Origin of the sequence: Vibrio sp. HI00D65, from assembly GCF_001635455.1 — a bacterium.
GTDB lineage: Bacteria > Pseudomonadota > Gammaproteobacteria > Enterobacterales > Vibrionaceae > Vibrio.
This window is the reverse complement of sequence record NZ_LWEH01000589.1, coordinates 1-387: the sequence shown is the minus strand read 5'-3', so window position 1 is coordinate 387 and position 387 is coordinate 1. Positions and strand designations below refer to the sequence as shown.

Sequence of the window (387 nt, the reverse complement as noted above, 5' to 3'; positions counted from 1 at the left end):
ACGGTACCATTTTGCCTAGTTCCTTCACCCGAGTTCTCTCAAGCGCCTTGGTATTCTCTACCCGACCACCTGTGTCGGTTTGGGGTACGATTCCTTACAATCTGAAGCTTAGAGGCTTTTCCTGGAAGCATGGCATCAATGACTTCACTACCGTAGTAGCTCGACATCGTATCTCAGCGTTAAGAAGAACCGGATTTACCTAATTCTTCCGCCTACGTACTTGAACCTGGACAACCGTCGCCAGGCCCACCTAGCCTTCTCCGTCCCCCCATCGCAATTGTAAGAAGTACGGGAATATTAACCCGTTTCCCATCGACTACGCCTTTCGGCCTCGCCTTAGGGGTCGACTTACCCTGCCCCGATTAACGTTGGACAGGAACCCTTGGT

Annotated in this window: 1 rRNA gene; it reads right to left on the bottom strand. The window is 51.7% G+C overall.

Annotated elements, in window-relative coordinates:
• Positions 1 to 387: ribosomal RNA gene (locus A3712_RS24070) — 23S ribosomal RNA — on the bottom strand; the annotation flags it as partial.